Origin of the sequence: Bradyrhizobium sp. AUGA SZCCT0222, assembly GCF_018130205.1 — a bacterium.
Taxonomy (GTDB): domain Bacteria; phylum Pseudomonadota; class Alphaproteobacteria; order Rhizobiales; family Xanthobacteraceae; genus Bradyrhizobium.
Map to the genome: position 1 here is coordinate 1 of NZ_JAFCLX010000065.1, position 21,763 is coordinate 21,763.

Sequence of the window (21,763 nt, forward strand, 5' to 3'; positions counted from 1 at the left end):
CAGAACACAAATCAGGGGCATATATTCGCCCATCCCGTCCTACTCAGAAGGGCGTCGGCCGTCGTCACGGACGTTGGACGGGTTGCGGTGGACGCTGGTTTACGCTGAGACGATGGCGTGGATAAGCGTACGGCAAAACCGTGTGGTCCTGGCGCCCGTTGCTGGCGTCAAGCCGTCGGCTAAGCGCAAGCTGAACCGGTGGTGACGGAGTCAACCCAGAACTCGTCTCCGGGGAGATCACGGCATAAGCCGTAAAGCCATTGCGCAGGGAAGGCCGGGTGTTCACCGCTGCCCTGTATGCTCGTGTGCAGCATTTCTTGTGTAAACCGCACACGGGACCGCGGGTGCAGCGCGCACCCGGTCTTCCCTGCGCCCTCATTGGAGGGCGGGAAGTTCAACAGCAAGCCTCGGGCGCAATGCGTCGCGAGAACGCGAAACTATATCCTAGTCGTCCCGGCCTTCGCCGGGGCGACAGAAGGTAGAGGATTGACTCCCCCGCCAATAGTTATAAAATATAACTATTCTGGACGGGAAACAATAATCCATGGGAAACGCCACTTCCGCAACCGCTGACCAGGCCGGATTGCTCACCATCGAGAAGTCAGGCGCGGTGCTGACCGTGGGGCTCAACCGCCCCGCCAAGCGCAACGCGCTGAACGACGGCATCATCCTCGCGATCCAGGATTGCTTCGCCAATCTGCCCGAAGGGACCGGCGCCGTGGTCATCCATGGCATTGGCGATCACTTCTCCTCCGGCCTCGATCTGTCCGAACTGACCGAGCACGACGCCACCGAGGGCCTGCGGCACTCGCAGATGTGGCATCGGGTGTTCGACCGCATTCAATACAGCCCCGTGCCCGTCATCGCCGCGCTCAAGGGCGCGGTGATCGGCGGCGGGCTGGAGCTGGCCTGCGCCGCGCATATCCGCGTCGCCGAACCGTCGGCCTATTTCGCGTTGCCCGAGGGCCAGCGCGGCATCTTCGTCGGCGGTGGCGGCTCGGTGCGGCTGCCGCGGCTGATCGGGGTGGCGCGGATGACCGACATGATGCTGACGGGGCGGGTCTATTCCGCGACCGAAGGCGCCGCCTACGGCTTCTCGCAATATCTCACCGAGGCCGGCGGCGCGCTGCCCAAGGCGCTGGAACTGGCCGAACGCGTTGCGGCCAACGCGCCGCTGACCAATTTTGCGGTGCTGCAGGCATTGCCGATGATCGCGGAAGCCAATCCGCAGGCCGGCCTTTTGATGGAGTCGCTGATGGCCACCGTGGCGCAGAGCGACAAGGAAGCAAAACGCCGGATCCGTGAATTTCTCGATCGCAAGACCGCCAAAGTGAAACCGACCTGACATGAGCGCCAAGCCCAACATGTCCCCGATTGAAAGCGCCGGCCGCAGCGGCAGCGCCCATCCGCTCCGCGCGATCTCGTTCGGCAATCCCGACGTCACGGTCGAGCGCCGCGATGACGGCACCATCTATCTCAGGCCGAAGCTTAAACTGCGCGACTATCCCGTGCGCATCACCGATCGCCTGCATCATTGGGCCCGGGAAGCGCCCGAGCGCGTCTTCATGGCGGAACGGGATGCAAGCGGCGGGTGGCGGAAAATCACCTACGCGCAACTGTTGACCTCGACGCGGCGCATCGCCTCGGCGCTGCTGGCGCGCGGGCTTTCGGCGGAAAAGCCGATCGTGATCCTGTCAGGCAATTCGGTCGACCATGCGCTGCTGGCGTTCGGCGCGCTCTATGCCGGCATTCCCTTTTGCCCGGTGTCGCCGGCCTATTCACTGGTGTCGCGCGATTACGGCAAGCTGGCCTTCCTGATGAAGCTGTTGACGCCCGGCCTCGTCTTCGCCGACGACGCCACGAAATTCGCCGATGCGCTTGCCACCAACGTTTCGCCGGGAACAGAGATCGCAGCAACACGCGGCGAGGTACCCGGCCGCGACGTGACGCTGCTGTCGGATCTCCTGGCGACGCCGGAGCATTGGCGCCTCGACGCGGCCCACGAGGCCATCGGCCCGGACACGATTGCAAAGTTCCTGCTGACGTCAGGCTCCACCGGTAATCCCAAGGCCGTCATCAACACCCAGCGGATGATCTGCGCCAACCAGGTGATGCTGCGCGAAACGCTGGCGTTCCTGATGGACGAGCCGCCCGTGATCATCGACTGGCTGCCGTGGAATCACACGTTCGGCGGCAACCACAATATCGGGCTGACGCTGTTCAACGGCGGCTCGATGTATCTCGACGAGGGCAAGCCGATGCCCGGCGGCATCGAGGAGACCGTGCGTAACCTCCGGGAGATTTCGCCGACGGTCTATTTCAACGTCCCCAAGGGCTATGAATCGCTGCTGCCATACTTGCGCGAAGATTCGGCGCTGCGCGCAAAATTCTTCGGACGGCTGCACGCGATGTTCTTCTCCGGTGCGGCGCTGTCGCCGTTCATCTGGAATAGCCTCGACGAGCTCGCGGTGCAGGAGACCGGTTTTCGCATACCGATGCTGACCGGCCTCGGCGCCACGGAAACTTCGCCGTTCTTCATGTCGGTACGTCCCGACACCAGCCGCTCCGGTCATGTCGGCCTTCCCGTATCAGGCAATGACGCAAAATTGCTGCCCAACAATGGCAAGCTGGAAGTCCGCGCCAAGGGTCCGAACGTCACGCCGGGGTACTGGCGTCAGCCCGAACTGACCGCCGCGGCATTCGACGAGGAAGGTTTTTACAAGTTCGGCGACGCGCTCAAGCCGGTAGATCCCGACAATTTCGATGCCGGCTTCGACTTCGATGGCCGCATCGCCGAGGATTTCAAGCTCGCCAGCGGCACCTGGGTCAGCGTCGGTCCCTTGAGGGCGCGCTTCGTCGCGGCATGCGCGCCTTTGGTGCGCGACGTCGTGATTGCCGGCATCAACAGCGACGAACTGTCGGCGCTGGTGATGCTCGATCTCGACGGCTGCCGTCTGATCAACTCCAAGCTTCCGGCGAACGATCTCGCGGCGGCGGCATCCGATCCGCTGATCCGCGCGGCGTTCCGCGAGCGGTTTCAAAAGCTGCTGGCCGATGCCACGGGCTCGTCGACCCGGATTACGCGCGCGGTGCTGTTCGATGCGCCGCTGTCGATCGATCGCGGCGAAGTCACCGACAAGGGCTCCATCAACCAGCGCGCGGTGATCGAGCATCGCAGCGCGCTGATCGAGCAGATCTATTCACCGGCGCCGCCGGCGCAGGTCATCACGCTGAAATGAACTCCAGAAACCCAACTTCGAGAAGATTCTACCAGGGAGAAACACAATGCAGTTGAAGGACCAGGCCGCCATCGTCACCGGTGGCGCATCCGGATTGGGCGCCGCCACCGCGCGCCGGCTTGCCGCGCAGGGCGCCAAGGTCGCGGTGTGCGACCTCAACGCCAAGCTCGCTGAAACCGTCGCCGCCGAAATCGGCGGCGTTGCCGTGGTCTGCGACGTCTCGGACGCCGCCTCGGCCGAAGCGGCGGTCGCCGCGGCCGCCAAGGCGCATGGCCCGGCCCGCGTGCTGGTCAATTGCGCCGGCATCGGCGTCGCCAAGCGCGTGATCGGCAAGGAAGGCCCGATGGCACTCACCGATTTCGACCGCGTGATCAAGGTCAATCTGATCGGCTCGTTCAACATGCTGCGGCTCGCGACAGCAGGCATGTCGAAGCTGGAGCCGCTTGAGTCGGGCGAACGCGGCGTCGTGATCTCGACCGCCTCGGTCGCGGCCTATGACGGCCAGATCGGGCAATCAGCCTACTCGGCTTCCAAGGGCGGCATTGTCGCGATGACGCTGCCGATCGCGCGCGAGCTGGCGCAGTTCGGCATTCGCGTGCTGACCATCGCGCCCGGCCTGTTCCTCACGCCGCTGCTGGCCAATTTGCCGCAGGAGGCGCAGGACTCGCTCGCCGCCTCGATCCCGTTCCCGCGCCGGCTCGGGCAGGCCGATGAATTTGCCTCGCTCGCCCTGCACATGATCGACAATCCATACCTGAACGGCGAAGTGGTGCGGCTCGATGCCGCGCTCCGTATGGCCCCGCGCTAAGTATGGTCCGTTTACTTCTCCCTCGCCCCGCACTTGGGGTCGAGACGAGCGAAGCTCGCTCTTAGAGGGTCGGGGTGAGCTAACCCCGGTGTCAATTGCTGGACCTGTACCCCCTGAACGCCGATACCTGTTCAATTCAACGTCATAGGCTCTAGGGATATCCAATGTTCGTTAACCGCCGCGACGTGCAGATCCAGTGGGGCGATTGCGACCCCGCCAACATCGTCTACTACCCGCGCTATTTCGCGATGTTTGACGATTCGACCTCGATCATGTTCGAGGCGGCCGGCTTTTCGAAACAGGACATCATCCACAAATACGGTCTCGTCGGCATTCCCATGGTCGATACGCGGGCGAAATTCCATATTCCCTCGACTCATGGCGACTGGATCAGAATCGAAAGCCGGATCGAGAGCTTCAAGCGCTCCAGCTTCGAGGTGGTCCATAACGTGTTCAAGGGCGAGGCGCTGGCGATCGAGGCGTTCGAGACCCGCGTGCTGGTCGGCAAGCATCCGGACGATCCCGCGCGGCTGAAATCGGCTCCGATGCCGCCGGAGATCATCGAGCGGTTCTCGCGGGGCTGAGGCGTATATGGCTGACTTGCATGACCGACTTGTTAGCTGACTCGGCGTGTTGCATGACCTAAAGAAGGGGCTGAATTGGCGACCAATTTTTGATCTAAAATTAGAACAATATCCAAGGGAGGAATGAATGAAGAAGTTTTATCTGTCCGCTGCCGTGATTGCAGCGTCGCTGGCGCTGCCGGCCGTGCCCGCGTTGGCGCAAGCCAATGAAATCGTCATCGGCATCACCGTCACGACCACCGGCCCCGCCGCGGCCCTTGGCATTCCCGAACGCAATTCGCTCGATTTCGTGCCGAAGGAAATCGGCGGCGTGCCGCTCAAGATGATCGTGCTCGACGACGGCGGCGATCCGACCGCCGCCACCACCAATACGCGGCGCTTCGTCACCGAATCGAAGGCCGACATCATCATGGGTTCGTCCACCACGCCGGCAACGGTCGCGGTCGCCACCGTCGCCAACGAGGCCGGCATTCCGCATTTCGGCCTCGCCCCGTTCCCGATCAACGAAGCCCGCATCAAGTGGTCGGTCGGCATGCCGCAACCGATCCCGATCATGGGCAAGGTGTTGTACGAGCACATGAAGGCGCACGGCATCAAGACCGTGGGCTATATCGGCTACTCGGATTCCTACGGCGACCTGTGGTTCAACGACTTCAAGGCACAGGCCATTCCGATGGGAATAGCCCTCGCCACGGAGGAGCGGTTCGCGCGTCCGGATACGTCGGTGGCAGGCCAGGTGCTCAAGCTCGTCGCCGCCAATCCCGATGCCGTTCTGGTCGGCGCCTCCGGCACCGCCGCGGCGTTGCCGCAGACGACGCTGCGCGAACGCGGCTACAAGGGCCTGATCTATCAGACCCACGGCGCCGCCAGCATGGACTTCATCCGCATCGCAGGTCCTGCGGCGGAAGGCGTGATCATGGCGTCGGGTCCGGTGATGTCGCCGGAAACCCAGCCGGACTCAGCGCTGACCAAGAAGCCGGGTCTCGCGCTCAACACCGCCTATGAAGCCAAGTACGGCGCCAACAGCCGCAGCCAGTTCGCCGGCCATTCCTACGACGCCTTTGAAGTCCTCAAGCGCGTTATTCCGCCTGCGCTGAAGGCCGGCAAGCCCGGCACGCCGGAATTCCGTGAAGGCATCCGTCAGGCCCTGCTGACCGAACGCGACATCGCCGCCAGCCAGGGCGTCTACAACTTCACCGAAAAAGACCGCTACGGCCTCGACGACCGCTCCCGCATCATCCTGACCGTGAACAACGGAAAGTACGTTCCGGCGAAGTGAGTCTCAACTCGATCCGTCATGGCCGGGCATAGCCGTCTGAAGGACGGCGTCGCTTCCGCTAGCCTATGACCCGGCCATCCACGTCTTGGTCGCCATCAAGAAAGATAAGACGTGGATGCCCGGGTCAAGCCCGGGCATGACGTCGTTGGGTTCAGCGCTAGCTAAATCGCGCTCTCGCCTTCGTGCGTGAAGCCGAGATAGCTCGCGGCGACGCGCGCGTTGGTGGCGATGTCGCTGGCCGGGCCGCTCAGGACGAATTCGCCGAGCTCCATCACATAGGCGCGGTCGGCGATCTTCAATGCTGCCTGCGCGTTCTGCTCGACCAGCAGCACCGAGACGCCGGCGGCGCGGAGTTCGCCGATGGTACGGAAGATGTCGGCGACGATGATCGGCGCGAGGCCGAGGCTCGGCTCGTCCAGCATCAACAGTTTCGGGGCGCCCATCAACGCGCGGCCCATCGCCAGCATCTGCTGCTCGCCGCCGGAGAGCGTGCCGGCCAGTTGCTTGCGCCGCTCCTTCAGCCGCGGAAACAGCGTGTAGACCCGCTCGAACGATCTCGCCGCAATCGCCTTCGGAATCCGGAACGCGCCGAGCTGCAGATTGTCCTCGACGTTCATGGTGCCGAACAATTCGCGGTGCTCGGGCACGAGGCTCAGTCCAACAGCGACGCGGTCCTCGATGTCGAGGGAAGCCATGTCCGCGCCGGCGAAAGCCGCCGATCCCGTGAGCGGCAGGATGCCCATGATCGCGTTCAGCAGCGTGGTCTTGCCGGCGCCGTTGGCGCCGATGATGGTGACGATCTCGTTATCAGCGACTTCGAGCGATACCGAGCGCACCGCCTCGACCTTGCCATAGGCGACATGCGCATCGCTCACCTTCAACAGCGCGCTCATGTGGTGGCTCCGAGATAGGCCTTGATCACGTCGGGGTTGGTTTTGATCGCTGCCGGCGTGCCCTCGGCGATCTTGGTGCCGAAGTCGAGCACCACGATCCGGTCGGCCAGATCCATCACAAAACCCATGTCGTGCTCGACCAGAAGCACCGACATGCCGCCGTCACGCAACTGGCGCAGCAATGCGGCGAGCCGCTGCTTCTCCATGTGGCGGAGGCCCGCGGCGGGCTCATCGAGCAGCAGCAGCAGCGGATCGACGCACAGCGCGCGCGCGATTTCGACGATGCGCTGCTGGCCGAGCGACAGGCTTCCCGCCAGCTGGTCGATCTGGTCGCCGAGGCCGACGCGCTCGATCTGGCGCGCGGCTTCCGCCAGCAATCGGGCTTCATCCGCCCGGTCGAGCCGGAACATGCTTGATATCGCGCCGGCATGGCCGCGCAGATGCGCGCCGATCGCGACGTTCTCGAGCACGGTCATGTCGGGCACCAGCTTGACGTGCTGGAAGGTTCTGCTGACGCCAAGCTTGACGACTTCCTGCGGCGGCGCGTTGTCGACCTTGGTGCCGAGCACCGAGATCGCGCCGCTGGTCGACGTCAAAACCCCCGTGATCAGGTTGAAGGTCGTGCTCTTGCCGGCGCCGTTGGGGCCGATCAGGGCAACGATCTCCCGCGCCCCGACGTCGAAGCTGACGTCGTTGACGGCGATGACGCCGCCGAATTGCTTGCGCGCCTTGTCGATATGCAGCAGCACCTGACGTGTCGACGGCGCCCGCACCCGCGCGGGCAGCTCGAGCGAGGTGTCCGGGATCTTGCGCGCCGGCTTGAACGGCAGCCTCGACATCAGCCATGGCCACACGCCGGTGGGTGCCAGCTGCAGCAGGACCACCAGCAGGATGCCGAACACGATGGTCTCAAGCTGGCTCTGGCCGCCGAAAATATACGGCAGATAGCTCTGCAGGATCTCCTTGAGGATCACCACGATGCCGGCGCCGAGCACCGCGCCCCAGACGTAGCCGGCTCCGCCGACGACGGCGATGAACAGATATTCGATGCCGGCCTGCGCGCCGAACGGCGTCGGGTTGGCGGCGCGCTGGAAATGCGCATAGAGCCATCCGGAAAGTCCGGCCAGCACCGCCGCATAGATGAACACCAGCAGCTTGGCGCGCGGCGTCTGCACGCCGAACGCTTCGCCGGCGATATGCCCCCGCCGCAGCGCGCGGATGGCGCGGCCGGTGCGGGAATCCAGCAGGTTCATAGTCAGCAAGGCCGAGAGCAGCACGGCGATCCAGATGGCGAAATAGATCGTGCCGGGATCGAGCATCCGGAAGCCGCCGATGCTCAGCGGCGGAATGCCGGAAATGCCGTCATTGCGGCCGAGGAATTCGAGCTTGCTGAACAGATAAAACAGCCCGATGCCCCAGGCGATGGTGCCGAGCGGCAGATAATGGCCGGACAGCCGCACCGTGACGATGCCGAGCAGGACCGCCGCGATGCCGCTGACGAGGAGCGAGAGCGGCAGCGTCAGCCACGGCGACACGCCATAGGCGGTGGTCAGCACCGCGGTGGTGTAGGCGCCGAAGCCGCAAAACGCGGCCTGGCCGAACGAGGTGAGGCCGCCGACGCCGGTCAGCAGCACGAGGCCCATCGCGACCAGCGCGGCAAGGCCGATATTGTCCAGCAGCACGATCCAGAACGGCGGTATGCCCGGGATGAACGGGATCACCGCCATGACGATCGCGAAGATGATGAGGGGAAGCCGTTGCGTCATCGCCGTCAGTCCTTCTCTTCCTCGACCGCGGGGGCTGCGAGCGAACGCAGCACCAGCACGGGAAGGATCAGCGTGAAGACGATGACCTCCTTGAAGTTACTGGCGTAGAACGAGGAGAAGGCCTCGACGCTGCCGACCACCAGGGCCGCGACCGCCGTCAGCGGGTAACTCACCAGCCCGCCGATGATGGCGGCGATGAAGCCCTTCAGGCCGATCAGAAAGCCGGTGTCGTAATAGAGCGTCGTGATCGGCACGATCAGGATTCCCGAAATCGCGCCGATCACGGAGGCGAGCAGGAAGGCGATCTGTCCCGACAACGTGGTCCGGATGCCGACGAGGCGGGCGCCGAGGCGATTGACGGCGGTGGCGCGCAGCGCCTTGCCCATCAGCGTGAAGCCGAAGAACAGCCATAGCGCGATGATGAAGGCGATGGTCAGGCCGTAGACGGCGATGCTCTGGCCGGTGAAGCGCAGCGGTCCCACCGTGAACGCCGCATTCGACAGCGCAGGTCCGCGCAGGCCTTCGGCGCCGAAGAACACGAGGCCAAGGCCCTGCAGCGCGAGGTGGCAGCCGACCGAGGCGATCAGCAGCACCAGCACCGAGGTGTGCGCGAGCGGCTGAAAGGCGATGCGATAAAGATACAGCCCGATAACAGCGACGATCAGCAGCGACAACGCGATATTGATTGCAATCGGGGTTTTGGGGCCGGCCAGGGCGTAGGTCAGCGCCAGGATCGCCACCGGCAGCACGATGTTGAGCAGCGCGGAGCGCGCCACCAGCTTGAGACGGAGCGAGCGCCGCGCCGCATACAGATCGAGGCCGAAGGCGACGACGCCCATCGCGACTGCCAGCCGCGCCGTGCCCGGCACCTGACCGGTCGCCAGCATGGCGTAGCTCAGCGCGCCGAAGGTAACGAATTCGCCCTGCGGGATCAGGATCACGCGCGTGACGGCAAACACCAGCACCAGCGCAAGCCCGAGCAACGCATAGATCGCGCCATTGGTGATGCCGTCCTGCAGCAGGAACAGCATGATCGTCGTATTCAAGACTGGCGCTCCCCCTCACGCGTCGCGCCGGTCTCGACCCTTAAGGGCTAGCCGGCGGTCCGATATCGGCAGTTGAAAGAAGCCGACATTTGATATAGTCTATAACAATTATCAAACATAACCTCAAGGCCCGGACCACTGGCGGACCTTTTTATCGGGATTGCGAGCCCCCTGCGATGACAGTTTCCAAGGCGGCCACTGACGCCGTCAAGCCTTCCCGCGCAGGCGGCAAGGATCCTGTCGACGGCGCTGCGGAAAACGTCGCTCTGCAAATGGGCGAATTGTCCGACCTTCTCGGCTATTCGCTGAAGCGCGCGCAGCTGAGGGTGTTCGAAGACTTCCTGCGCTGCGTCGCGCCGCTGCAGCTGACGCCGGCGCAGTTTTCGGTGCTGCTGCTGCTCGACAAGAATCCCGGCCGCAACCAGACCGAGATCGCCAATACGCTCGGCATCCTCCGGCCGAATTTCGTCGCGATGCTCGACGCGCTGGAAAGCCGCGATCTCTGCACGCGGATGCGTTCGACCAACGACCGCCGTTCCCACATCCTGATGCTGACCGACAAGGGCCGCGCCGTGCTGACGCGCGCCAAGAAGCTCGTCGCCACCAAGCATGAAGCCCGCCTCAACGAAGTGCTGGGGCCGGCCAATCGCGTCGCGCTGCTCGATATGCTGTCGAAGATCGCCGCCGAGTTTTGAGAAACGCGGTCATTCCGGGATGGTCCGAAGGACCAGACCCGGAATCTCGAGATTCCGGGTTCGATGCTTCGCATCGCCCCGGAATGACAGAGGTGGTTGCGATCAAGCCGCGACGATACGTCCAGCGATTGCCTTCGCCCCATTCCCGTTCAGGAACAGCCGCTCGATCTCACGGGCGGGAAGCGGCTTGCTGAACAGGAAGCCCTGCATCTCCGTGCATCCTTCGGACGCGATGCTGTCGAGCTGTTCCTTGGTCTCGACGCCTTCGGCGGTGGCCGTCATGCCCATGCCATTGGCGAGTGCTGCGACCGCCCGCACGATGTTGAGCGAGCCCGAATTCTCGGTGATGTCCTTGACGAAGGAGCGGTCGATCTTGATCTTGTCGAACGGAAAACTCTGCAAATAGGTCAGCGAGGAATAGCCGGTGCCGAAATCGTCCATCGCGATCCGGATGCCGAGTTCCCGCAACTGATGCAGCACCGCGAGTGTCGCTTCCTTGTTGTGCAGCAGCACGGTCTCGGTGATTTCGATCTCCAGCCGGGCCGGGTCCAGTCTTGATGCGGCAAGCGCGCCTGTTATCACCTGCATCAGGCCGGGGTTGCGAAACTGCACCGCCGAAATGTTGACGGCGATGTGGAGGTTGCCGGGCCATTGCGCCGCGGTGGTGCAGGCCTGGCGGATCACCCATTCGCCCATCGGGACGATGAAGCCGATCTCTTCGGCCAGCGGAATGAACGCGGCCGGAGAAATCATGCCCTTGGTCGGATGATTCCAGCGGATCAGGGCCTCAAATCCGCTGATCTCGTTGCTCACCAGATTGACGACGGGCTGATAGTGCAGTTCGAACTCGCCCGCCGGCAGCGCCTTGCGCAAATCCTGCTCCATGACGCGGCGCGTCTGCATCTGCAGATCCATCACCGGCTCAAAGAAGCGAAACGTGCCGCGTCCGTCGCCCTTGGCGCGGTACAGCGCGAGGTCTGCACTCCGCAACAGCTTGTCGGGGCTGTTGCCGTCGCCGGGTCCGACCGAGATGCCGATGCTGGCGCCGATCACGGCCTGGTGACCATCAAGGTCGTAGGGTTCGCTCAAAAGGCCGATGACGCGCTGCGCCAGCGACGTTGCGTCGGCCGGGTCCGCGATCGGGGCCTGCACGATGACGAACTCATCGCCACCCATTCGCGCAATGGTGTCGGTGTCGCGAACCAGCCCGCACAGGCGCTCGGCGACGATCTTCAGAAGCTTGTCGCCGGCGTGATGGCCAAACGTGTCGTTCACGGCCTTGAACTGATCAAGATCGAGGTGATGAACCGCGACCGTTTCCTCGCGGCCCAGGGCGTGTTCGAGCCGTTCGTTGAGCAGCACCCGGTTGGCGAGCTCGGTGAGCGAATCATGGTGGGCCATGTATTCGATCTTGACCTCGGATTGCCGCTGCTCGGTGATGTCCTCGTGCGTGGCGACCCAGCCGCCGCCGGGCATCGGCCGATGGCGGATCTTGAAGGTGCGTCCGTTCTGCAGTTCGACGATACTGTCTTTGGCGACGTTGGAAACCGCCACATTGGTGCGCCAATGGAGATATTCATCCCGGGTCATCGCGGGGAAGCTGCCGGCTTCAAAGCGAAGGTCGACGATGTCAGTCAGCGGCGTGCCGGGGCCGACGCGGCCGAACGGGATGTCGTACATCTCGACAAAACGGTCGTTGCACACGATCAGGCGGTGGTCTGAATCGAAGAAGCATAACCCTTGCGACATGTTGTTGATCGCGGTGTCGAACTGGAAGTTGCGTATCCGCAGCGCCTCTTCCTGCTCCCTTCCCAGCTCGTACTGGGTCTTCAGGCGGGCATGGAGTTCTTCGCGCTCGGTGATGTCCTCGTGGGTCGACATCCCGCCGCCGCCGGGCATCGGGTAGACCGTGTAGGCGATGATCCGCCCGTCGGTGAACTCCTGAAACGTGGTGTCGAGCGCGATGTTCTGTCCGACGCGGGCGCGAACGTAATCATCCGGCGCCACGGCCACCTTCAGGCCGAGCTTCAGCCGGTGCCGGATCAGTTCGCTGGTCGGCGTGCCCGGCTTCACCTGTTCCGGCGAAAGCCCGTACATCTCCGCGTAACGTCTATTGCAGAAGACGACCTGCCGCTTCTCATCGAAGACGACAATTCCAAGCGACAGATGATTGATCGCCTCCTCGAGCCGCGCACTCAAGTGAGCGGGCTCGGGACGGATAGGTCCCGCAAAAGAATGCACCATTTCCCGTGTTCCCTCTGCCGCGATTTGCGGCACCCCGGCAATAAGGAGGGTCCTATTAAGGACGAGGCTGGTGAATTGCAGCTTTGAGAGGCGGCAATTGTCCGTGCATTCCCGCGAACGTCCTCAACAAAACGTTAATGCCGTCGGCCTGGGCGGATATCAAATCGAAGGACCACGGCCCAAATTCAATCGACCAGGATCACCCTGACGTCGTTGACATTGGTGAGCGTCGGACCGGTCAGCAGCAGATCGCCCGTTGCCACAAAGAAGGCGGTGGCGTCGTTATTGTCCAGATAGGCCCTGGGATCGAGGCCAAGCGATTTCATCTTCGCAAACGTGGTCTGGTCGATCACGGCCCCGGCGGGATCGCTCGCGCTGCCGGCGCCGCCATCGGCGCCGTCGGTATCGCCGGCCAGCGCGCAAATGTCCGGTATCTCTTTCAAGAGGTCCGCCAGCGCCAGCGCATATTCCTGGTTGGGGCCGCCGCGGCCGTTGCCGCGCACGGTCACGGTGAGTTCGCCGCCCGAAAGGATCGCGGTGCGCTTGCCCTCGCTGCGCGCTTTCAGCGCCAGTTGGACGTGAGCGGCCGCGACCTCGCGCGCCTCGCCTTCGAGGTCGGCGCCGAGACCGATGATGGCGTAGCCCGCATCCTGTGCGATCCTGATCGCCGCATCGAGCGAGGCCTTTGGCCGCGCGATCAGTTCGAACCGCGCGCGCCCGAACGCGGGATCGCCGGGCTTGCAGCTCTCGTTTTTCGGGTCGTCCAGCGCACGCCGAACCGCATCGTCGACCGCGAGATTGTACTTCGCGACCAGCGCGCGGGCGTCCGCCAGCGTGGTCGGATCCGGCACCGTCGGCCCGGACGCGATCGCGGACGGATCGTCGTGCGGCACGTCGGAGATCGCCAGCGTGACGATTTCGGCGGCGCGGTGGCCTGCGCGGGCCAGCCGGCCGCCCTTGATGCGCGACAAATGCTTGCGGACGATATTCATCTCGCCGATCGGCGCGCCCGAACGCAGCAGCGCGCGGTTCACCTGCTGCTTCTGCGCGAATGAAACGCCCTCGACCGGGGCGATCCAGTTCGCCGAGCCACCGCCCGACAGCAGCACCAGCAACAGGTCGTCGGCGGTTGCCTCTGCCGCGAGACGCAGCGTGTCGTCGGCCGCTTTCAGCCCGGCTTCGTCGGGCACGGGATGGCCGGCTTCGACCACCCTGATCCGCCGCGTCGGCACGCCGTGGCCGTGCCGCGTGGTGGCAATGCCGGTGAGGCGCTCCGGGTCGAGCGCGAGCGTATCGAGATAGTATCGCTCGGCGGACGCGGCCATGGCAGCGGCGCCCTTGCCGGCGGCGAGGCAAATCACGCGGCCCCTGGGTGTGGGAGGCAAATGCGCTGACAGCACCACATCGGGATGCGCGGCTGCGACGGCCGCATCGAAGATCGCACGCAGGAGGGGACGTCGGTCGGTCATCGGTTTCACGCCAGAGATCGCGGATGGAAGACGGTTATCCATCCAATCGCCGCAAAAGAAAACCCCCGCGGGCGGGTCCGCGGGGGCGCTTGAGGCCACAAATGGGCCGATCGGAATTCGGAATAACTAGAGGGTTTTCCAGCGAAGTGGCCACCGGTTCGCGTCAAGAAAACGCGTCAAACCAAGAATCTAGAGCCGTTCCGACTTAATCGGAGCGGCTCTAGCCGCCGACGTCACCGGAGAGGATTTCGCCGAAGCGTTCCCAGGTCTCGCCCTTGAACTTGATCAGTTGCACCTGCGAAATCGGCGCAAAGTCGGTGGGCGAGGTGTTGACCTTGATACCCGGCAGCAAGCCTTCGAGTTCGAGGTTCTTGATGTTGGCCGCTTGCTTCATGACGTTCTCGCGCGTGAGATCGTCGCCGCAAGCCTTCAACACATGCACGAGACCCTGGGCCACGGTGTAGCCGAAGATCACCGACGCATCGGCGCGGTTGGCTTCCGGATAATACTTGTCCAGGAACGCGTTCCAGGCCTTCATGCCGGGATCGTCCTTCCACTGCGCATCCGTCGGATCCTTCAGGTATTGCGACGAGATGATGTCCTGGGCGTTTTCCATGCCGGCCGGCTTGATGACGCTGCCGATCGAGGCCGAGACGTTGTTGAGGAAGTGCAGCGGCTTCCAGCCGATTTCGGCGTTCTTCTTGATCGCCTGCGCCGCGAATTTCGGCGTGGTGATGTTGATGAACACGTCGGCGCCGGTCGACTTCATCTTGACGATATGGGAATCGATGGTCGGTTCGGAGACTTCATAGCTCTCCTCGATGACGATCATCGATGCGGCCTTGGCGCCGAGCCCGTCCTTGAAGCCCTTCAGATAGTCCTTGCCGTAGTCGTCGTTCTGATACAGCACGGCGATCTTGGCGTTCGGCTTCTCCTTCAGGATGTACTTCGCGTAGATCTGCGTTTCGCTCTGATAGTTGGGCTGCCATCCCATGGTCCAGGGGAAGTTCTTCGGATCGTTCCACTTGGTGGCGCCGGTGGCGACGAACAGCTGCGGCACCTTCTTGGAGTTCAGATATTTCTGGATCGCCGAGTTCGGGGGAGTGCCGAGCGGATTGAACACCAGCAGCACTTCGTCGCTTTCGACCAGCTTGCGTGCCTGCTCGACGGTCTTCGGCGGTGAGTAGGTATCGTCATAGCTGATGAAGGTGATCTTGCGGCCGTTGATGCCGCCTTCGGCGTTGATCTTCTTGAAGTAGGCCTCTTCGGTCTTGCCGATCACGCCATAGGCGGATGCAGGGCCGCTATAGGGCATGATGTTGCCGATCTTGATTTCAGTATCGGTGGCACCGCTGTCGTATTTTTTTTGAGCGAGCGCACCGTTGCTCGTGGCTGCGAACGCAATGAGCGCGGCCGAGGCAATGGCGAGTCTGCTGGTAGCAATAGGCATTCCGAGTCTCCCTTTTTGAGATTGTCTTTTTGTGCAAGCGTCACGCTCTGTTGTTGATTGCAGTTCGCGCATGACGTGGAGGGATTGAATACGATTTAGCGGAAAGCATCAAGAAAAAGCCCCTGCGGCGATGCCGCAGGGGCTGCTCCTTTAGTAGTCAGGCGCTAGAGAACCGATCGCGGACTAGCCGCCGACGTCGCCGGTGAGAATTTCGCCGAACAGTTCCCAGCCCTCGCCCTTGAACTTCATGAGCTGCAGTTGCGAGATCGGGGCAAAGTCGGTCGCCGAGGTATTGACCTTGACGCCGGGCAGCAAGCCGCCAAGCTCGAGGTCCTTGATGCTCGCGGCCTGCTTCATGATGTTTTCGCGCGTCAGGTTGTCACCGCAGGCTTTCAGCACGTGCACGAGGCCCTGGGCCACGGTGTAGGCGTACATGACCGAGGCATCGGCGCGGTTGGCTTCGGGGTAGTATTTGTCCAGGAACTCGTTCCAGGCCTTCATCCCCGCATCGTCCTTCCATTGCTTGTCGGTCGGATCCTTCAGGTAATTCGACGAAATGATGTCCTGTGCGTTTTCGAAGCCGGCAGGCTTGATGACGCTGCCGATCGAGGCCGAGACGTTGTTGAGGAAGTGCAGCGGCTTCCAGCCGATCTCCATGTTCTTCTTGATCGCCTGCGCCGCGAATTTCGGGGTGGTAATGTTCATGAACACATCGGCGCCGCTCGCCTTGAGCTTGACGATGTGGGAGTCGATGGTCGGCTGCGAGACTTCGAAGCTCTCCTCCATGACGATCATGGACGCCGCCTTGGCGCCAAGTCCGTCCTTCAGGCCCTTCAGGTAATCCTTGCCGTAATCGTCGTTCTGGTACAGCACGCCGATCTTGGCGTCCGGTTTGTGCTTCAGAATGTACTTGGCGTAGATGATCGTTTCGCTCTGGTAGTTGGGTTGCCAGCCGATGGTCCAGGGAAACTCCTTGGGGTCGTTCCATTTGGTTGCGCCGGTGGCGACGAACAGTTGCGGCACCTTCTTCTGGTTCATGTATTTCTGGATCGCCGAGTTCGGCGGCGTGCCGAGCGGATTGAAGACGAGCAGAACTTCGTCGCTCTCCACCAGCTTGCGCACCTGCTCGACCGTCTTCGGCGGACTATAGGCGTCGTCGTAGGAAACGAAGTTGATCTTGCGGCCGTTGATGCCGCCTTCCGCATTGATCTTGTTGAAATAGGCGGCTTCCGTTTTGCCGATCACGCCGTAGGCGGAAGCGGGTCCGCTGTAGGGCATGATGTTGCCGATCTTGATTTCGGTGTCGGATGCGCCGGTGTCGTATTTCTTTTGGGCAATCGCGCCGCTGCTGGTGGCGGCAAGCAATGCGAGGGCAGCCGAAAAGGCCCCCAATCGCAAGTTGATAGCAGGCATGTTTTTCTCTCCCTGGAGACCACGATGAATGTGTCGTTTTTTCTTGAAGTTGGAGCACTTTCCGGCTCCTGCCTTCATTGAATACCTTTCGGCCGCGCCGGGCAACAAAAAGCCCCCCGCGACTGAGCCGCGGGAGGCGATATTTTGTCTAAGGTCCCGGGCGGACTGCCCGTGACGCGGAATATTAATTACTGAGTTCGCCGCTGATGATGTCGCCGAACAGCTCCCATTTCTCGCCCTTGAACCGCTGCATCTGAAGCTGTTCGATCGGGGCGAAATCCTTGGCCGACGTGTTGATTTTGACGCCGGGCAGCAGGGTGTCGGGCGTGAAGTCCTTCAGGCTCGCGGCCTGCTTCATCACGTTGGCGCGGGTGAGATCGTCCCCGCACATTTCCAGCACCTTCACCATGGTCTGCGCCGCGCCGTAGCCGTAGACCACGGAGCCGTCGAGCTTGTTGGCCTCGGGATAATACTTGGCGAGGAAGTCGTAGAACTTCTTCATCGCGGGATCATTGTCCCACTGCGCGTCCGCGCCGTCCTTGGCATAGGCCGCCGAGAGGATGCCTTGTGCGTTCTCGAAGCCTGCCGGCTTGATCACGCTGCCGACCGACGCCGAGACGTTGGTGAGCAGGTGCATCGGCTTCCATTCGATTTCCGCGATCTTCTTGATGGCCTGGGCGGCGAATTTCGGCGTGGCGATGTTGATGAAGACGTCAGCGCCGGTGGCCTTGAGCTTGACGATGTGGCTGTCGATGGTCGGCTCCGAGGTCTCGTAGCTTTCCTCGGCAATGATCATCGACGCCTTGGCGCCGAAGCCGTCCTTCAGGCCCTTGAGGTAATCCTTGCCGAAATCGTCGTTCTGATAAAACACCGCGATCTTGGCGGCCGGCTTTTCCTTCATCAGGAACTTGGCATAGATGCGTGCTTCGCTCTGGTAGCTGGGCTGCCAGCCCATGGTCCAGGGGAAATCCTTCGGCTCGTTCCACTTGGTGGCGCCGGTGGCCACAAACAGCTGCGGCACCTTCTTGGAGTTGAGGTACTTCTGCATCGCGCTGTTGGAGGGCGTGCCGAGCGGATTGAACACGACGAGCACTTCGTCGCTTTCGACCAGCTTGCGCACCTGTTCGACCGCCTTGGGCGGCGAATAGGCGTCGTCGTAGGAGACGAAGTTGATCTTGCGGCCGTTGATGCCGCCTTCCGCGTTGATCTTCTTGAAGTAGGCCTCTTCGGTCTTGCCGATCACGCCGTAAGCGGACGCCGGTCCGCTATAGGGCATGATGTTGCCGATCTTGATTTCGGTATCGGACGCGCCGGTGTCGTACTTCTTCTGGGCGAGAGCATTGCCGCTGACGGCAAAAGAGGCGATGAGCGCCGTCGCGAACGCGGCGCTTCTTGTCGAAAACATCATTATATCCGGATCCTGTATTCGAGTTTGAGGTTAGTTTTTCTTCGTTAGTTTGCCGAGCAAATGCTGGGCAACCATTGCGACCTGCCTTGCGCCGTGCGGCACCAGGAAGATGACAAGGAACAGCAGCACGCCGAAAACGGCGCCTGAGAGGCCCTTGGAGATGCTCTCGGCGATGTTGGGCACGAAGATGATGAAGGCGGCGCCGACGAACGAGCCCGGCAGCCAGCCGACGCCGCCGACCACCATGCCGAGGAACAGCGCGATGGCCAGGTTGATCGTGTAGCTGTCGGGCGCCACGAACGCCACGACGATGGCGCTGAGCCCGCCGGCGATGCCGGTGATGCCCGCGGACACGCCGAAGGCTAGCGTCTTGTACTGTGCGACGTCGACGCCCATGGCCGAGGCCGCGATCTCATTGTCGCGGATCGACATGAAGGCGCGGCCCGAGCGCGAGCGCAGCAGGTTGATCGACCCGATATAGATCGCCAGCGAGATCGCCAGTGTGAAGTAATAGAGCCACTTGTCCTGTCCGATCGGGAGGCCGAACGGCGCATCGGGTTTCATGACGGTGAGGCCCTGCACGCCGCCGGTCCAAGCCTCGAGGAAATGCAGCTTCAGGAGCTGCGGCATGGCGACCGCCAGCGCGAAGGTGGCAAGGGCCAGGTAGATGCCGGAAAGCCGCAAGGCGGGCTTGCCGAACAGATAGCCGGCGCCGAACGACACAAGCCCCGCGATCGGCAGCGTCAGCGCGTAGTTCACGTTGGCGACTTCCATCAGGACCGCCGACGTATAGGCGCCGAGCGCGTAGAACGCGCTCTGGCCGAGCGAGAACTGACCGCTGCCGCCGGTCAGGATGTTGAGCGCCAGCACCGCGATCCCGTAGATCATGACCATCGTCATCTGGAAGACGACGAAGTTCTTCACGAATATAGGGGTAATGAGCAGCGCCGCCAGGATCACCAGCGAGGTGCCGGTGCCCAGCGTCATGGCACGCTTCGGAACGGCCTCGACGGCCGGAGCTTCTGTAACGGCGTCTTCTGCAGCTGCGCTCATGATCAGACTCGCTTGACGATGGCTCGGCCGAAGAGACCGGCAGGTTTGAAGACAAGGACGGTGATGATCAGCGCAAGCGCGATCGGCAGTTTCAGTTCATTGCCCACGCCGGGGATGTAGGTGCCGGCGAGGTTCTCGAAGACACCGACCAGGAAGCCACCGATGACAGCGCCAAGCGGTGACGAAAGCCCGCCGAGCACGGCGGCGGCGAAACCGTAAACCAGGACGCCGCCCATCATGTTCGGTTCGAGGAACACGACCGGGGCGATCAGGATGCCGGCGACGGCGCCGATCGCGGAGGCCATGCCCCAGCCCAGTGCGATCATCCAGGAGGTGTTGACGCCGACCAGTCGCGCCGATTCCGGCAACGCCGCAGCAGCCCGCATCGCAAGGCCGATCCGGGTGAACTGGAAGAACAGGTAGAGCCCGATCAGCATCAGGAGAGTGACGCCGATCATCCCGGCCTGGTGGGTCGAGATCAGCTGGCTGCCGAGGAAGGGCGAGGATCCGAACGGCGTCGGATACTGCTTGATGGTAAAATCCCAGATCAGGCCGGCGATCGAGTTGACGATAGCGAACAGGGCGATGAAGCCGGCGACGTTGGTGAGGACCGGGGCCTTGGCGAGCGGCTTGAACAGCAGCCGCTCGATGAGGATGCCGCCTGCGAACGAAATCGCCAGCGTGAGCAGGAAGGCCCACCAGTACGGTATGCCCCACTGCATCAGCTGCCATGATATGAAGGTCGAGAACATCGCCATTTCGCCCTGGGCGAAATTCAGATGATCGATCGCCTGGTAGATCATGACCACCGCGAGCGCCATACAGGCATAGATCGCGCCTGTGGCGACGCCGGCCAGGACTTGGTTGGTAAATAGTTCCACGGCCGTACCCCTCAGTAGCCCAGATAGGATTTGCGGACGTCTTCGTTGCTCGCGATTTCCTTCGCGTTCCCCGACATCACGATTTTTCCGGTTTCGATCACATAGGCCTGGTCGGCGAGCTCCAGCGCCAGTTGCGCGTTCTGCTCCACCACCAGAATGGTAACCTTGTCCTCACGGTTGATCTTGCCGAGGATCTTGAACAGGTCGCGCACGATCAGGGGGGCGAGACCGAATGACGGCTCGTCCAGCAGCATCAGCCGCGGCCGCAACATCAGCGCACGCGCGACCGCGAGCATTTGCTGTTCGCCGCCCGACAGTGTTCCGGCCTGCTGGGTATGGCGTTCCTTCAGCACCGGGAAGTGCGCGTACATGCGCTCGATGTCGGAAACGATGTTCTTGGAGTCGCTGCGCGTGATGGCCCCTAACTGCAGGTTCTCTTCCACCGTCATGGTGGTGAAGGTGCCGCGGCCCTGTGGCACATGCGCGATGCCGAGACGGACGACGTTTTCGGTCGAGCGGCCGGAGAGCGACTTGCCCTCGAATTCGATCGCGCCGGTGGAGCGCACCATGTTGCAGATCGCCCGCAACGTGGTGGTCTTGCCGGCGCCGTTGGCGCCGAGCAGGGTGGTCAGGCTGCCCTCGTTGAGGGCAAAGGACAGGCCATGGAGTGCCTGGACCTGGCCGTAATAGGCCCGCAAATCCTTGACGTTGAGCATCGCGGTCATTGGTCGTCCTTGCTCCCCAGATAGGCTTTGATGACATCCGGGTCGGCCTGGACCTGGGCCGGGGTTCCCTCGGCCAGCTTGCGGCCGAAGTTGAGTGCGACGACATGGTCGGCGATCGACATGACAAGACCCATGTGATGTTCGACCAGCAGCACGGTCATATGGCGATCGTCGCGAATGCGGCGGATCAGGTCGCCGAGCACGTGAACTTCCTCGTGGTTGAGACCGCCGGCGGGCTCGTCGAGCAGCAGGATTTTCGGATCGGCGGCCAGCGCGCGCGCCAGCTCGACGCGCTTCTGGGTGCCGAAGGGCAGGCCGGATACCACGGTATGCGCGACGTCACCGAGATCCAGATAATCGAGGATCTCATGAACCTTCCTGTTGATCTCGGTTTCGCCGCGGCGAACCCAGGCGAGCTTGAGCGAATCCGAGATGATGTCGCTGGAGGAGCGCGAGTGGCAGCCGACGCGAACGTTGTCCATCACCGAGAGGTTGGGAAACAGCGCGACGTTCTGGAAGGTGCGGCCGATGCCGATCTCGGCGATCTTGTGCGCTGGCCGCGTCAGGATGCTGGCGCCTTCCATCAGGATGTCGCCGGTGCTCGGCTGATAAAGCCTGGAAAGGCAATTGAAGAGCGTTGTCTTGCCGGCGCCGTTCGGTCCGATCAGGCCGAGGATGGCGCCCTTGTGCATGTCAAAGGACACACCATTCAACGCGATGATGCCGCCGAACACGACGCTGACGTCGCGAACCGCAAGCAGGGGAGCATTTCCCTGCGCGAGCTGTGCCTGCGTCATCGCGTCCCGCCCA

Annotated in this window: 18 protein-coding genes; 6 read left to right on the top strand and 12 right to left on the bottom strand. The window is 62.8% G+C overall.

Annotated features, from left to right (window positions below; translation table 11 throughout):
• Nucleotides 1-544 precede the first annotated feature (544 nt).
• The 5 genes from JQ629_RS33485 to JQ629_RS33505 all read left to right on the top strand — a co-directional run bounded on the left by JQ629_RS33485 (nucleotide 545) and on the right by JQ629_RS33505 (nucleotide 5,910).
• Entirely contained in the window at nucleotides 545-1,345 is an 801-nt protein-coding gene (locus JQ629_RS33485) for a crotonase/enoyl-CoA hydratase family protein (RefSeq protein ID WP_212416238.1), read from the top strand.
• A gap of 1 nt (nucleotide 1,346) precedes the next feature.
• The gene (locus JQ629_RS33490) at nucleotides 1,347-3,239 is read left to right on the top strand and encodes a feruloyl-CoA synthase (RefSeq protein WP_212416239.1); all 1,893 of its coding nucleotides are present in this window, start codon (nucleotides 1,347-1,349) and stop codon (nucleotides 3,237-3,239) included.
• A gap of 46 nt (nucleotides 3,240-3,285) precedes the next feature.
• On the top strand, nucleotides 3,286-4,047 hold the full coding sequence (locus JQ629_RS33495) for an SDR family NAD(P)-dependent oxidoreductase (RefSeq protein WP_212206156.1): 762 nt from the start codon (nucleotides 3,286-3,288) through the stop codon (nucleotides 4,045-4,047).
• Nucleotides 4,048-4,211: 164 nt separating this feature from the next.
• Complete coding sequence (locus tag JQ629_RS33500) at nucleotides 4,212-4,631, top strand: acyl-CoA thioesterase (protein ID WP_212416240.1); 420 nt, start codon at nucleotides 4,212-4,214, stop codon at nucleotides 4,629-4,631.
• 127 nt (nucleotides 4,632-4,758) lie between these two features.
• On the top strand, nucleotides 4,759-5,910 hold the full coding sequence (locus JQ629_RS33505; RefSeq protein WP_212416241.1) for an ABC transporter substrate-binding protein: 1,152 nt from the start codon (nucleotides 4,759-4,761) through the stop codon (nucleotides 5,908-5,910).
• 161 nt (nucleotides 5,911-6,071) lie between these two features.
• Here JQ629_RS33505 and JQ629_RS33510 read toward each other — a convergent pair whose 3' ends face one another.
• Genes JQ629_RS33510 through JQ629_RS33520 form a run of 3 tightly spaced genes read right to left on the bottom strand, consistent with a single transcriptional unit; the run spans nucleotide 6,072 to nucleotide 9,615 of the window.
• Nucleotides 6,072-6,803, bottom strand: a complete 732-nt coding sequence (locus JQ629_RS33510; protein ID WP_212390126.1) for an ABC transporter ATP-binding protein — start codon at nucleotides 6,801-6,803, stop codon at nucleotides 6,072-6,074.
• On the bottom strand, nucleotides 6,800-8,569 hold the full coding sequence (locus tag JQ629_RS33515; RefSeq protein WP_212416242.1) for a branched-chain amino acid ABC transporter ATP-binding protein/permease: 1,770 nt from the start codon (nucleotides 8,567-8,569) through the stop codon (nucleotides 6,800-6,802). The genes JQ629_RS33510 and JQ629_RS33515 overlap by 4 nt, the downstream gene beginning before the upstream one ends.
• Before the next feature lie 5 nt (nucleotides 8,570-8,574).
• Entirely contained in the window at nucleotides 8,575-9,615 is a 1,041-nt protein-coding gene (locus tag JQ629_RS33520) for a branched-chain amino acid ABC transporter permease (RefSeq protein WP_212416243.1), read from the bottom strand.
• 176 nt (nucleotides 9,616-9,791) lie between these two features.
• Between JQ629_RS33520 and JQ629_RS33525 the strand changes: the two genes are divergently transcribed.
• On the top strand, nucleotides 9,792-10,310 hold the full coding sequence (locus JQ629_RS33525; protein WP_212416244.1) for a MarR family winged helix-turn-helix transcriptional regulator: 519 nt from the start codon (nucleotides 9,792-9,794) through the stop codon (nucleotides 10,308-10,310).
• Nucleotides 10,311-10,412: 102 nt separating this feature from the next.
• Here JQ629_RS33525 and JQ629_RS33530 read toward each other — a convergent pair whose 3' ends face one another.
• The 9 genes from JQ629_RS33530 to JQ629_RS33570 form a co-directional block, all read right to left on the bottom strand.
• On the bottom strand, nucleotides 10,413-12,554 hold the full coding sequence (locus JQ629_RS33530; RefSeq protein ID WP_212416245.1) for a sensor domain-containing protein: 2,142 nt from the start codon (nucleotides 12,552-12,554) through the stop codon (nucleotides 10,413-10,415).
• Between the two features lie 185 nt (nucleotides 12,555-12,739).
• Nucleotides 12,740-14,023: a glycerate kinase type-2 family protein gene (locus JQ629_RS33535; protein WP_212416246.1), complete on the bottom strand. Its 1,284-nt coding sequence runs from the start codon at nucleotides 14,021-14,023 to the stop codon at nucleotides 12,740-12,742.
• A 220-nt stretch (nucleotides 14,024-14,243) separates the two neighbouring features.
• Nucleotides 14,244-15,473: an ABC transporter substrate-binding protein gene (locus JQ629_RS33540; protein ID WP_212038496.1), complete on the bottom strand. Its 1,230-nt coding sequence runs from the start codon at nucleotides 15,471-15,473 to the stop codon at nucleotides 14,244-14,246.
• Between the two features lie 183 nt (nucleotides 15,474-15,656).
• Nucleotides 15,657-16,886, bottom strand: coding sequence for an ABC transporter substrate-binding protein (locus JQ629_RS33545; protein ID WP_212416247.1), 1,230 nt, complete (start codon nucleotides 16,884-16,886; stop codon nucleotides 15,657-15,659).
• A 184-nt stretch (nucleotides 16,887-17,070) separates the two neighbouring features.
• Nucleotides 17,071-18,291, bottom strand: a complete 1,221-nt coding sequence (locus JQ629_RS33550) for an ABC transporter substrate-binding protein (RefSeq protein WP_502753606.1) — start codon at nucleotides 18,289-18,291, stop codon at nucleotides 17,071-17,073.
• Between the two features lie 33 nt (nucleotides 18,292-18,324).
• Nucleotides 18,325-19,347 carry a branched-chain amino acid ABC transporter permease gene (locus tag JQ629_RS33555; RefSeq protein WP_212416249.1) on the bottom strand — a complete coding sequence of 341 codons (1,023 nt, stop codon included), beginning with the start codon at nucleotides 19,345-19,347 and terminating at the stop codon, nucleotides 18,325-18,327.
• 2 nt (nucleotides 19,348-19,349) lie between these two features.
• Entirely contained in the window at nucleotides 19,350-20,228 is an 879-nt protein-coding gene (locus JQ629_RS33560; RefSeq protein ID WP_212416250.1) for a branched-chain amino acid ABC transporter permease, read from the bottom strand.
• 11 nt (nucleotides 20,229-20,239) lie between these two features.
• Nucleotides 20,240-20,953, bottom strand: a complete 714-nt coding sequence (locus JQ629_RS33565; protein ID WP_212038501.1) for an ABC transporter ATP-binding protein — start codon at nucleotides 20,951-20,953, stop codon at nucleotides 20,240-20,242.
• On the bottom strand, nucleotides 20,950-21,750 hold the full coding sequence (locus JQ629_RS33570) for an ABC transporter ATP-binding protein (RefSeq protein ID WP_212038502.1): 801 nt from the start codon (nucleotides 21,748-21,750) through the stop codon (nucleotides 20,950-20,952). Before JQ629_RS33570 ends, JQ629_RS33565 begins: the two co-directional genes overlap by 4 nt.
• Between the last annotated feature and the right edge of the window lie 13 nt (nucleotides 21,751-21,763).

Bases quoted from the DNA above. Each gene is read 5' to 3' on its own strand.
- JQ629_RS33485 (WP_212416238.1), top strand. From the start codon at position 545: ATGGGAAACGCCACTTCCGCAACCGCTGACCAGGCCGGATTGCTCACC.
- JQ629_RS33490 (WP_212416239.1), top strand. From the start codon at position 1,347: ATGAGCGCCAAGCCCAACATGTCCCCGATTGAAAGCGCCGGCCGCAGC.
- JQ629_RS33495 (WP_212206156.1), top strand. From the start codon at position 3,286: ATGCAGTTGAAGGACCAGGCCGCCATCGTCACCGGTGGCGCATCCGGA.
- JQ629_RS33500 (WP_212416240.1), top strand. From the start codon at position 4,212: ATGTTCGTTAACCGCCGCGACGTGCAGATCCAGTGGGGCGATTGCGAC.
- JQ629_RS33505 (WP_212416241.1), top strand. From the start codon at position 4,759: ATGAAGAAGTTTTATCTGTCCGCTGCCGTGATTGCAGCGTCGCTGGCG.
- JQ629_RS33510 (WP_212390126.1), bottom strand. From the start codon at position 6,803: ATGAGCGCGCTGTTGAAGGTGAGCGATGCGCATGTCGCCTATGGCAAG.
- JQ629_RS33515 (WP_212416242.1), bottom strand. From the start codon at position 8,569: ATGACGCAACGGCTTCCCCTCATCATCTTCGCGATCGTCATGGCGGTG.
- JQ629_RS33525 (WP_212416244.1), top strand. From the start codon at position 9,792: ATGACAGTTTCCAAGGCGGCCACTGACGCCGTCAAGCCTTCCCGCGCA.
- JQ629_RS33530 (WP_212416245.1), bottom strand. From the start codon at position 12,554: ATGGTGCATTCTTTTGCGGGACCTATCCGTCCCGAGCCCGCTCACTTG.
- JQ629_RS33535 (WP_212416246.1), bottom strand. From the start codon at position 14,023: ATGACCGACCGACGTCCCCTCCTGCGTGCGATCTTCGATGCGGCCGTC.
- JQ629_RS33540 (WP_212038496.1), bottom strand. From the start codon at position 15,473: ATGCCTATTGCTACCAGCAGACTCGCCATTGCCTCGGCCGCGCTCATT.
- JQ629_RS33545 (WP_212416247.1), bottom strand. From the start codon at position 16,886: ATGCCTGCTATCAACTTGCGATTGGGGGCCTTTTCGGCTGCCCTCGCA.
- JQ629_RS33550 (WP_502753606.1), bottom strand. From the start codon at position 18,291: ATGTTTTCGACAAGAAGCGCCGCGTTCGCGACGGCGCTCATCGCCTCT.
- JQ629_RS33555 (WP_212416249.1), bottom strand. From the start codon at position 19,347: ATGAGCGCAGCTGCAGAAGACGCCGTTACAGAAGCTCCGGCCGTCGAG.
- JQ629_RS33565 (WP_212038501.1), bottom strand. From the start codon at position 20,953: ATGACCGCGATGCTCAACGTCAAGGATTTGCGGGCCTATTACGGCCAG.
- JQ629_RS33570 (WP_212038502.1), bottom strand. From the start codon at position 21,750: ATGACGCAGGCACAGCTCGCGCAGGGAAATGCTCCCCTGCTTGCGGTT.